Annotated in this window: 13 protein-coding genes; 5 read left to right on the top strand and 8 right to left on the bottom strand. The window is 70.3% G+C overall.

Annotated features, from left to right (window positions below; all coding sequences use genetic code 11):
* Nucleotides 1-90: 90 nt before the first annotated feature.
* Nucleotides 91-2,559 carry an excinuclease ABC subunit UvrA gene (gene uvrA / locus ACWDA7_RS46715; protein ID WP_450613512.1) on the top strand — a complete coding sequence of 823 codons (2,469 nt, stop codon included), beginning with the start codon at nucleotides 91-93 and terminating at the stop codon, nucleotides 2,557-2,559.
* A 296-nt stretch (nucleotides 2,560-2,855) separates the two neighbouring features.
* Here the strand turns inward: uvrA and ACWDA7_RS46720 are convergent, their stop codons facing one another.
* The 4 genes from ACWDA7_RS46720 to ACWDA7_RS46735 are packed head-to-tail and all read right to left on the bottom strand — an operon-like array spanning nucleotide 2,856 to nucleotide 5,102.
* Nucleotides 2,856-3,218 carry a hypothetical protein gene (locus ACWDA7_RS46720; protein WP_361004292.1) on the bottom strand — a complete coding sequence of 121 codons (363 nt, stop codon included), beginning with the start codon at nucleotides 3,216-3,218 and terminating at the stop codon, nucleotides 2,856-2,858.
* Between the two features lie 29 nt (nucleotides 3,219-3,247).
* On the bottom strand, nucleotides 3,248-3,907 hold the full coding sequence (locus tag ACWDA7_RS46725; protein ID WP_450613515.1) for a hypothetical protein: 660 nt from the start codon (nucleotides 3,905-3,907) through the stop codon (nucleotides 3,248-3,250).
* A 27-nt stretch (nucleotides 3,908-3,934) separates the two neighbouring features.
* A complete protein-coding gene (locus tag ACWDA7_RS46730) occupies nucleotides 3,935-4,855 on the bottom strand; it encodes an FUSC family protein (protein ID WP_450613517.1) in 921 nt (306 codons plus the stop codon).
* Between the two features lie 16 nt (nucleotides 4,856-4,871).
* Nucleotides 4,872-5,102 carry a hypothetical protein gene (locus tag ACWDA7_RS46735; RefSeq protein WP_450613519.1) on the bottom strand — a complete coding sequence of 77 codons (231 nt, stop codon included), beginning with the start codon at nucleotides 5,100-5,102 and terminating at the stop codon, nucleotides 4,872-4,874.
* A gap of 20 nt (nucleotides 5,103-5,122) precedes the next feature.
* Here ACWDA7_RS46735 and ACWDA7_RS46740 point away from each other — a divergent pair, with 20 nt between their 5' ends.
* A complete protein-coding gene (locus ACWDA7_RS46740) occupies nucleotides 5,123-5,395 on the top strand; it encodes an erythromycin esterase family protein (RefSeq protein ID WP_450613521.1) in 273 nt (90 codons plus the stop codon).
* Nucleotides 5,396-5,409: 14 nt separating this feature from the next.
* On the opposite strand, the gene ACWDA7_RS46745 is transcribed toward ACWDA7_RS46740, so the two are convergent.
* Both ACWDA7_RS46745 and ACWDA7_RS46750 read right to left on the bottom strand, forming a co-directional pair.
* Entirely contained in the window at nucleotides 5,410-5,661 is a 252-nt protein-coding gene (locus ACWDA7_RS46745) for a hypothetical protein (protein ID WP_450613523.1), read from the bottom strand.
* Nucleotides 5,662-6,009: 348 nt separating this feature from the next.
* Nucleotides 6,010-6,306: a hypothetical protein gene (locus tag ACWDA7_RS46750; RefSeq protein WP_450613524.1), complete on the bottom strand. Its 297-nt coding sequence runs from the start codon at nucleotides 6,304-6,306 to the stop codon at nucleotides 6,010-6,012.
* A gap of 299 nt (nucleotides 6,307-6,605) precedes the next feature.
* Here ACWDA7_RS46750 and ACWDA7_RS46755 point away from each other — a divergent pair, with 299 nt between their 5' ends.
* The 3 genes from ACWDA7_RS46755 to ACWDA7_RS46765 are packed head-to-tail and all read left to right on the top strand — an operon-like array spanning nucleotide 6,606 to nucleotide 8,574.
* Nucleotides 6,606-7,064 (top strand): MFS transporter, encoded by a 459-nt coding sequence (locus ACWDA7_RS46755; protein WP_450613526.1) that lies wholly within the window; start codon nucleotides 6,606-6,608, stop codon nucleotides 7,062-7,064.
* 2 nt (nucleotides 7,065-7,066) lie between these two features.
* Nucleotides 7,067-7,858 carry a hypothetical protein gene (locus ACWDA7_RS46760; protein ID WP_450613528.1) on the top strand — a complete coding sequence of 264 codons (792 nt, stop codon included), beginning with the start codon at nucleotides 7,067-7,069 and terminating at the stop codon, nucleotides 7,856-7,858.
* A gap of 17 nt (nucleotides 7,859-7,875) precedes the next feature.
* On the top strand, nucleotides 7,876-8,574 hold the full coding sequence (locus tag ACWDA7_RS46765) for an HAD family hydrolase (RefSeq protein ID WP_450613530.1): 699 nt from the start codon (nucleotides 7,876-7,878) through the stop codon (nucleotides 8,572-8,574).
* A gap of 62 nt (nucleotides 8,575-8,636) precedes the next feature.
* Here ACWDA7_RS46765 and ACWDA7_RS46770 read toward each other — a convergent pair whose 3' ends face one another.
* Nucleotides 8,637-9,203 carry a hypothetical protein gene (locus tag ACWDA7_RS46770; RefSeq protein ID WP_450613532.1) on the bottom strand — a complete coding sequence of 189 codons (567 nt, stop codon included), beginning with the start codon at nucleotides 9,201-9,203 and terminating at the stop codon, nucleotides 8,637-8,639.
* Nucleotides 9,204-9,320: 117 nt separating this feature from the next.
* On the bottom strand, nucleotides 9,321-9,416 hold the full coding sequence (locus ACWDA7_RS46775; RefSeq protein ID WP_450613534.1) for an Hsp20 family protein: 96 nt from the start codon (nucleotides 9,414-9,416) through the stop codon (nucleotides 9,321-9,323).
* Nucleotides 9,417-9,518 lie beyond the last annotated feature (102 nt).

The following is a 9,518-nucleotide window of genomic DNA, read 5'->3' on the forward strand; positions in this document are numbered from 1 at the left end:
CCCTGGAGGCGAAACCCCGTTGCCTGCCCTGCTCCGCAGGAGTCCGATTCCTCCCCAGCCTGAAGGCCAGGGCATCCTCGGAGGAACCAGGTGAACAAGGACGCGACCGACCCCTTCGTGCATGTCCGGGGCGCCGGTGAGAACAACCTGAGGAACATCGATGTCGACGTTCCGCGGGACGCGATGGTCGCCTTCACCGGCGTCTCCGGTTCGGGCAAGTCCTCGCTCGCGTTCGGCACGCTCTACGCGGAGGCCCAGCGGCGCTACTTCGAGTCCGTAGCACCGTACGCCCGAAGGCTGTTGCAACAGCTCGGCGCACCGCACGTCCAGGAAATCACCGGACTGCCACCGGCCGTGGCCCTGCAGCAGCGACGCGGGTCGCCCAGCTCGCGCTCGACGGTCGGCACCCTCACCACGCTGTCCAATCTGCTGCGCATGCTGTACTCCCGCGCCGGCACCTATCCGCCCCGGGCCGCACGGCTGGAAGCCGAGTCGTTCTCACCCAACACCGCGGCCGGCGCCTGCCCGGAGTGCCACGGACTGGGCGTCGTGCACGATGTCGCCGAGGACCTGCTCGTCCCGGACCCCTCGCTGAGCATCCGCGAGGGGGCGATCGCCGCCTGGCCGGGCGCCTGGCAGGGCGCCAACCTGCGCAGTGTCGTGAGCGGCCTGGGGATCGACATCGACCGACCGTGGCGCAGGCTCAGGAAGAAGGACCGGGACTGGCTGCTGTACACGGACGAACAGCCCTCCGTGTACATCGAGCCGGAGGAGGACCGCGTCGACTACGGCTACCAGGGCAAGTTCTGGAGCGCCCGCAAGCACGTCATGCACGTCCTCGCCGACTCCAAGAGCGAGAAGATGCGCGAACGGGCGCTCCGGTTCGTCAGGAGTGTGCCCTGCCCCGAGTGTCACGGCAGCGGACTGCGGCCCGAGGCACTCGCCGTGACCTTCGCCGGACGTTCCATCGCCGAGATCAACGCGATGCCGCTCACCGAGGTCGTGGCGCTGCTGCGGCCCGTCGCGGGGCGGTCCGAGGCCGACGCCACCACGTCGACCGCCCGATCCGGGGAGACGACCGAGGTCGCGGTCCGGATCTGCGGCGATCTGGTCGCGCGGGTCGACGTACTGCTCGACCTGGGCCTCGGATATCTCAGCCTCGGGCGCCGCTCGACGACCCTGTCGCCGGGCGAGGCGCAGCGCCTGCGGATCGCCACCCAGCTGCGCTCGGGGCTGTTCGGCGTCGTCTACGTCCTCGACGAGCCCTCCGCGGGCCTGCACCCGGCTGACGCGGAACCGCTGCTGGACGTGCTGGACCGCCTCAAGGCGGCGGGCAACTCGCTGTTCGTCGTGGAGCACGACATGGACGTCGTACGGCGGGCGGACTGGGTGGTCGACATCGGCCCCGGTGCGGGCGAGGGCGGCGGACGCGTGCTGTACAGCGGCCCGGTCGCCGGTCTTGAGCGGGTCGGGGAGTCGGCCACGAGCCAGTACCTGTTCGGGCGCGCCCAGCCGCTCGATCACCGCCCGCGCACACCGCACGGCTGGCTGCACCTGAGCGGCGTCTCCCGCCACAATCTGCACGACGTGTCCGTCGACGTACCGCTCTGCGTACTGACGGCGGTGACGGGCGTGTCCGGTTCCGGAAAGTCGACGCTGGTGACACAGGTGCTCGCCGAGGTCGTCCGCGGCCACCTCGGACTCGTACCCGAGGAACCCGACGAGGCGCAGCTGGAGGTCGACGTCCAGGACGCGTCGGGGGTCGAGTCGTTCGACCGGCTGGTCCGGGTCGACCAACGGCCCATCGGCCGAACACCCCGGTCCAACCTGGCCACGTACACCGGGATGTTCGACGCGGTGCGCAAGCTGTACGCGGCGACGGACGAAGCCAGGGCGCGCGGCTACTCGGCCGGGCGGTTCTCCTTCAACGTGCCCGAAGGGCGGTGCGAGACCTGCCAGGGTGAAGGATTCGTCGCGGTGGAACTGCTGTTCCTGCCCGGCACCTACGCGCCGTGCCCGACCTGCGAAGGCGCCCGGTACAACGCCGAAACGCTGGAAGTCACCTATCGCGGCAAGAACATCGCGGAAGTACTGGCGCTGTCCGTCAACGCCGCCGCCAAGTTCCTGTCCGACGTCCCGGCCGCCTCCCGCAGTCTGGAGACGTTGCGCGAGGTGGGACTGGGGTACCTGCGGCTGGGCCAGCCCGCGACGGAACTCAGCGGCGGTGAGGCGCAACGCATCAAACTGGCCACCGAACTGCAGCGAGCCCGCCGCGGGCACGCCCTCTACCTGCTCGACGAGCCGACGGCGGGGCTGCACCCCTCGGACATCGCGCTGCTGCTGCGACAGCTGCACCGGCTCGTCGACGCCGGCAACACGGTCGTCCTCGTCGAGCACGACCTGGACACGATCGCCACCGCCGACTGGGTCATCGACCTCGGTCCGGGCGGCGGCGACGCGGGCGGGCGGGTGGTCGCGGCAGGCCCGCCGACCAAGGTGGCGAGGGCCCGCCGCAGCGCCACCGCACCCTATCTCGCGGCCCGGCTCGCGCGCTCCTGACGACAGCGCGAGGGGCTGAGCACCGGTCAGCCGGGTTCGGGGGCGCAGGGTCGCGCGCGTCGCCATGCTGCGTTCCAGCTTGTGGCGGATATTGCCCGCGAGGTGTCCCGTCCGGGCCCACTACACGATGAGTTCGGCGACGTGGCGCATCTTGATGTCGGTGTGCGGGGAGATCTCCCAAGGACGTCCCCCGGAGCGAGCCATCCCGGGCGGAGGGCGAGCGGGGCGACGATGCTTAGCGCCACTGGACGACCCGTCGCCGGGGGCCGGGTGGGGGTGCACTTTTTCCGGCGCTGTCACCGGTTCCCGGCCCGCCTGCCATCCAGCAGTCCGTGCAGGTGCGCGGCGGCGTTCTCGATGTCCGCGTATTTCTGCTGTCCGGCGCGTACCTCGGCAGAGAGCACACCGCAGCGGTGGACGCGCTCGAAATCGCCGTAGGGGAACTTGTACCGGCCCTTGGTCTCCTCTCCCATCTCGTCATCGATGCCCAGGTACCACCTGGCGTACTCGTTGAATCCGTGCTCCTCGAGGTAGGCATTCTCGTCCGCTGCCGAAGGCCGGTGCTCGCTCCACTCGTCCCGGTCGTCCAGGACGATCCGGCCCTCTTCGGTCAGTTTCTTTGCGTGGTTGAACGCCATCGCGTTCAGTTTCACCGTCATGCCGTTTACCGCCCCATCGACAGTCGTGTTCAGATGTCGGCTGCTGCCGCCCGGATATCCTGTCGAGCCTGCCCCATCAGCTCGTTCAAGTCGCCGACCTCAGGAGTGAGTTCCCGCGCGCGCGGCGCGATCTGCTGCAGCCATGCCGCAGTGGCCAGGGCCAGTTCGACGGCCTCCCGGGTCCGCTCCTCGCCGAGCAGTTTCTCGACCTTGAAAGCAATGCTCGCGAGCGTGTCGTCACCGGTGGCAGGCACCAAGTAGGGCTCCAGGCCCGGCGGATACGGTGTCCGCTCCCGGTACTCACGCATCGCGGTCACGACCGCGGGCACCGCGCTGTACCTGTCGAGGAGGCCCATGAAGACGTACAGGCGGGCCACCAGCCGTGGCAGGCCGGGGTGCCGATCCAGCCAGGCCATCAGCTCGCGCTGATCACCGACGTGGTCCATGATCTGCGACATCTCCTCCGCGACCCGGTTGGGCCAGGTCCAGTGGAAGGGCAGCAGCCGCGCCACCTGATGGGCGAGCGCCGCCTCGCCCTCCGCGTCCAGCGTGCCGGCGACGAATTCGGCGACCTGCCTGTGGTCCAGTCCGTAGTCGGCCGGCGCCGCCCGGTCCTGTGAGCTCTGTGACGAGTCGTGGCGCAGACGCAACAGCTGTGTGCCGATCTTGCTCAGTGTCCGGTTCCGCATTGTTCCTCCCAGCTCGCGATGTGTTCTTCATCGTCCGGAGCGGCCGAACGACCAGCTCCTACTCGGATCCACGCGACCGCCCCACCACCCCCGCAGTTCGCCGGACCGCAGCGAACGCAGCAGACCTCCCAGGGTGGTCCGGTCGCGTCGGCGCCGGGCTTCCGGGCGGTCCTCGGTGTGCGAGACGCGCAGGCGTCTGTCGATGTCCAGTCGGTTCATGAGTCGTAGGTCGGCGAAGGTCCGGCACAGGGAGCGCAGGCCGACGGCGCAGTGCTCCATGGCGTCCGGACCGCTGCGCAGGACCAGCCTGGTGCCGGGTGCCGGACGTCCCTGCGGATTCAGGCGCAGGCTCGCCTCCTCCAGCCAGGCCGTCACATGGCGGGCGGAGGCGCCGGGCACCAGTTCGTCGCCGATCCGCAGGAGCAGCAGCCGCAGCCGTGCCGCGAGGTCCCTGGTCGCCTCGCCGGCAGGCCCCACGTAGACGGGCGGGGCCACAACCGGGTTGAGCAGGACGCCCACGGTCACGCCTATCAGGGTTTCGATGACGCGCCCGAGCGCCTCGGTCCGCTGCCCGCCCACGCCGAGGACGAGCATGTCCGTGACGGCGACCTCCTCTCCCCAGGGGGCCAGTTGCAGCAGGTGGCCGAGCGGGAGGCAAGCCAGGACGAGCAGTCCGAGGCTCCACCAGGTCAGTCCCACGGCGTCCGTGAAGCCGACGGCGATCAGCACGCCGGCGATGCGCCGGATGCCGGGGGTCAAGGTCGCGTACAGCGTGACCTGCACGACGAGCAAGGCCGTCAGCGGAGCCAGCAGGGGCTGCGCATTGCCGGACAGCCACAGACCGGCGAGGTAGGCGAGGGCCGCGGCGGCGGTCGACCGGCGTCCGGACGACGACGGGTTCCTGCGCCGCCTGACCAGGTCCACCACCGGGAACGGGGAAGTGAGCACGGTACCGGGCCAGAGCTCACGCGCTGCGGTTCCGGTGGGCGCCGGATGCTCCGCCCGGCTTGCCGGGCCGGTCCGGCGGCGCGTAACGGTCGTCCGGCAGGTGGCGGGCGCGGGACTCCCCGACGGCCTCCCGCAAGGCCCCTGCGAAGCGCCCGGGTCCCCACGACCGGCCATGGACGGCCTGCTCGAGTCCTTCGCGCGTGGCGGGCCCGCTCTCTTCGAGGGCCCGGACCAGTTCTTCGGGCACTCGTTGACAGCGTCGAGGACATGTTCCACCAGGTCGGCGAGAAGGAGTTCCTGCTTCCGTTCAACCGGACGCCCCTGGCCGCCGACACGCTGCTCAAGGCGCGCCTTGAGCGGGCGATAGGCGTCATCTACCGGCCCCAGACCGAGCGGCAGAGCCACTACTTCCGCGCGCGCATGTCGGACCAGTTCGACGGCGTCATCCACATCGATGGGACCCGGGCAGTCGAACCCCTGGAGCGCACGGCCGAGTGGCAGGAAGGTGAGGTCCCCGAGACCTACCCGTTCGCCGTATGAGAACTGCCGCCGCCTTACGAGGCACCGGAGCCGCCCGCGCCGTGCCAGAGGCCCTGCACCCTGAACCGCACTCCCGGACTGAACACGGACTCCACTGCCGCAGGCAGTCCGACCGGCACCCGGATGACCCTCAGAGCTCCGCTGGGGTGCAGGTCGTAGGCGTAGCTGAGTTCGTTCACCACATCTTCGTAGGCGACGTCCCAGATGGTGCGGTTGGTGTAGCCGTTGGGATCACCAACCTCGACGAGCTTAATGAAGACGGACATATCTCGACCATATGCGCGAAACCCGCGATCGCGCCCGCTGGGCACATGTCCGGTTCCCACCGCCGTGCGTACCGCGAGGGCCGCCGCTTTCCTGACGACGCCCCCCACGAGCCGTTGCCGGTGCCACGGTGTCTCCTGACGCCCGATCACCCTGTCGGCTGACATCCGCCCGCCGCGGGCTCCCCTAGGCCGTCTCGTTTGGATCATGGGATCGATGGATCGGGTGTGCCGTTGCCTGACGTCCAGCGGGTGCGGATCGATCGCGTCCCTTCGAGTGGGACAGCCGCTCATGGCCCCGCAGTCACGGTGGCGCAGCCGAACGTCCATGTACTGGCCCCGCCGGGCAGGTCAGCCTGCCGTCGCGGCCCCGCAGCGCTGGCATCCCGGCGGCCACGGCGCGGTCGTCGGGACGGGCGCGGTGGGCGGGGAACCGCGCCTGACCAGGGATCCGTCGCGTAGCAGATATGCGGCAGCGGCCAGGCGGCAGCCCGTGGACAGCAGGCAGGACGCGCCGAGGGCGACGACATCGTCCTCCCCGGCGGACTCGACCATCAAAGTGGCGCGCGTCGACAGTTCGAACACCTCACCCAACTGCTCCGGTGCCGTCTCGCGAGAGGCCGGATTCCTGACCCATGCGCCGTGCATTGCCGACCTTCCGAGAACCGCCCGCTCGTCCGCGGTGTCTCAGCCCGCTGGGTCGATTCCGACCGCGCGATTTGGTCACCGTGCACCGATGCCGATCGCATACCCGGCGCGCAGCATGGCATTCGTCGACCGCCGAGTACTCACGCCGATGCCGGCCCCGGTGAGTTCATCCCGGCCCGCAACCGCGGACGGGGCGACCCGACCATCAACGGCAGCTACTGGGTCGGGGCCGCCGTCGGGAGCCTGGGCGCTTCGTACTGCTGAACACCGCCTGGTTCCCCGCGGACGTCGGCTGGCGGGTGGCCTTCGGCAACGGCGGCTTCCTCGGACTGGGGATCATGCTGGTCCGCCGCAACGTTCCGGAGAGCCCTCGTTGGCTGTTCATCCATGGGCGGGAGAGGGAAGCCGAGAAGATCGTGGACCGCATTGAGTCGGAGGTGCTAGCCCGGGAAGGCATCGAACTGCCGCCGTCCAGCGGGTACCTCACCGGACGGCGCCGGGCGTCGATCCCGTTCCGGGAGATCGCTCGGGTGGCGGCACAGCGCTATCCGCGCCGGGCGCTGCTGGGCCTGGCCCTCTTCGTCGGGCAGGCGTTCCTGTACAACGCCGTGAGCTTCGACCTGGGCACGATACTCAGCGGCTACTTCGGGGTGGCCTCTGGCGCGGTGCCGCGCTCCATGCTGCTCTTCACGATCAGCAACTCCCCGGTCCGCTGCTGCTCGGGCGATCGTTCGACACGGTCGGGCGCAAACCGATGATCATGATGACGTACTTCGGCTCGGCGGTCATCGCGATCGTGCTGGGCGTGGTGACCATGACCTCAGCCCTGTCCGCGTGGCAGTTCTCCGTCCTGGTGGCCGTGGTGCTCTTCATCGCCTCCGCCGGTGCGAGCTCGGCCTACCTGACGATCAGCGAGGTCTTCCCGATGGAGAGCCGGGCACTGTGCATTGCCCTGTTCTTCGCGGTGGGCACCGCTGTCGGCGGCATCACCGGGTCCATGCTGTTCGGTCAGTTCGTGTACAGCGGCAGTCTCACCCTGGTCGCGGTCGGCTTCCTGATCGGCGCTGGCGTGATGGCGCTCGGCGGCGTGGCCGAGGTGGTCTTCAGGGTGCGCGCCGAGCAGCAGTCGCTCGAGAACATCGCCCGGCCGCTGACCGCCGAGGAGACCGAGTCCCACTGGCAGCACCCGGGCGCTGCCGTAGCCCGCGACGAGCGCGCCGCGCACCGCAGGGAGCACGAGCGAGCCGGTGCCCGCCGGTACCGGCCAGGTCCCGACGGTCCGCCGTACTCCCCGGGGATGGCCGGCACCGGTGGTCCGACCAGCCGCACCGCCGTCAAGGCCGACCGGTCGCACAACGAGGAGATCGACGAGGTGGCGGCGGCACTCGAACGGTACGGACCGCTCGGCCGGCAGGCGCTTGAACAGACCGTCAGGGGGCGCTCCTGGGGCCTTGGCCGCTTCCGCACCGCCCTCAAGGACACGGTCGAGGAGTCCCGGGCGCAGCGGCTGTCCTCCGGTGCCTACACCCCGCCGGCCCGGGCCGGCCGCTGACGGGAGGGATGTGGAAGATGTCCGACGGTACGGCCACCAGGCCCGCGGCATTCGTCTTCGACCTGGACGGGACACTCGTCGACAGCGTCTACCAGCACGTCATCGCCTGGCAGCAGGCGTTGAGCGAGATGGGCATCGGCCTGGCGATCTGGCGGATCCACCGGAGGATCGGGATGAGCGGTGGCCTGCTCGTGCAGGCCATGATGCGCGAGACCGGCGTACGGCTGACGCCGAAGGAGGCCGATGAACTGCAGAACGCCCATCACCGCCACTTCGAAGGCTGGACGAACGCCATCCGGCCGCTGCCCGGAGCCGTCGAGCTTCTCCGGACGCTGACGGACTGCGGCGTCCCCTGGACGATCGCCACCAGCGCCCACCGGGACGACGCCGCACCCATGTTCGCCAGACTCGCCGTGCCGCCCGACGTGCCGACGGTCACCCGCGAGGAAGTCAGTCGCGCCAAACCCGACCCCGATCTGTTTTTGGCGGGCGCGGCGCGGCTCGGAATCCCCGCCCGCGACTGTGTCGTCGTCGGAGACAGTGTGTGGGATCTGCTGGCTGCGCGGCGGGCGGAGGCACTCGGAGTGGGGCTGCTGTCCGGAGGATACGGGCAGGACGAACTGGAGCGGGCCCAGGCGTTCCGGGTGTACGCCGACCCCCTCGACCTGCTGGGGCACATCGACGAACTCGGCGTCCGGGACGCGCACGGCGCCTGAGCGCGACGTACCCGTCCCCGGGCGGTCCGGCACCCGGGGACGGATGAGGATGGCGGCACTGCTCAGGAGGCCGGTGCGGTTCCGCCGCCGGCCTCGCTGGTCTTGACGCGGACCACCACGTCTGCCGCCTCTTCCAGGCTGTGGTCCAGGTTGTTGAGGAACCGCTCCTCGTCGGTGCGGATGCCCCGGAGCATGTCGGCGTCGAGGCTGTCGCCGATCTCATCGGCGAAACGCTCTGCCGCGCGGGCGGCCGCCGCCGCCTTGGCCGCGACGGCGAACTCCTCCTCGATGTCCTTCGGGAGGCGTTGCGGAGTGTGACCATCGTGCCCGGTCCGCACGCCTGACGGCAGCCCCGACATCAGCCGCCACAACACGCGGCCGGTGCTCACGGCCTGACCGCCCAGGGTGATGAAGGCCTCGGACAACGGTCCTCGGGCGGTCAGCTGCTCCAGGCGGCGATTGAGCTCGTGGATGTGGTCATCGACCTCCTGGATGTGGTCCTCCAGGGTCTGCCGGTGGTCCCTCGCGGGTTCGGCGGCCGGATCCGCTCGCAACTGGCCGGCGACCGCCTCCTCGGCATCGCGGACGTCGCGCAGCAGCGGGATGACCGCTTCAACGGTGACTGCCATCAGAACTCCTCACGGGGCGATGGACAAAGGCGGCCGGAGGGCTTGCCTGGGTGCCGCGGGGGCAGCGGGGGCAGCGGGCGAACGCTCGCCGCCCCGCCCGGCCTGGGGGACCGGAGGTCAGTCCCCCTTCATGATCTCCACCTTCCGGGCCTTCGCCGGCTGGGCCTTGGGCACGGTCACCGAGAGCACGCCGTCGGACAGCGCGGCGTTCACCAAATGTCTCCGAGGACGCCCCGGCCTCCAGGCCGGGGAGGAATCGGACCCCTGCGGAGCAGGGCAGGAAACGGGGTTTCGCCCCCAGGGCGAAAGACCGCC

It is taken from the genome of Streptomyces sp. NPDC001156, assembly GCF_053598275.1.

Excerpts from the sequence above, each read along its gene's own strand:
- ACWDA7_RS46725 (WP_450613515.1), bottom strand. The coding sequence starts at position 3,907 with ATGCGGAACCGGACACTGAGCAAGATCGGCACACAGCTGTTGCGTCTG.
- ACWDA7_RS46720 (WP_361004292.1), bottom strand. The coding sequence starts at position 3,218 with ATGACGGTGAAACTGAACGCGATGGCGTTCAACCACGCAAAGAAACTG.
- ACWDA7_RS46765 (WP_450613530.1), top strand. The coding sequence starts at position 7,876 with ATGTCCGACGGTACGGCCACCAGGCCCGCGGCATTCGTCTTCGACCTG.
- ACWDA7_RS46760 (WP_450613528.1), top strand. The coding sequence starts at position 7,067 with ATGATGACGTACTTCGGCTCGGCGGTCATCGCGATCGTGCTGGGCGTG.
- ACWDA7_RS46750 (WP_450613524.1), bottom strand. The coding sequence starts at position 6,306 with ATGCACGGCGCATGGGTCAGGAATCCGGCCTCTCGCGAGACGGCACCG.
- ACWDA7_RS46740 (WP_450613521.1), top strand. The coding sequence starts at position 5,123 with ATGTTCCACCAGGTCGGCGAGAAGGAGTTCCTGCTTCCGTTCAACCGG.
- ACWDA7_RS46770 (WP_450613532.1), bottom strand. The coding sequence starts at position 9,203 with ATGGCAGTCACCGTTGAAGCGGTCATCCCGCTGCTGCGCGACGTCCGC.
- ACWDA7_RS46745 (WP_450613523.1), bottom strand. The coding sequence starts at position 5,661 with ATGTCCGTCTTCATTAAGCTCGTCGAGGTTGGTGATCCCAACGGCTAC.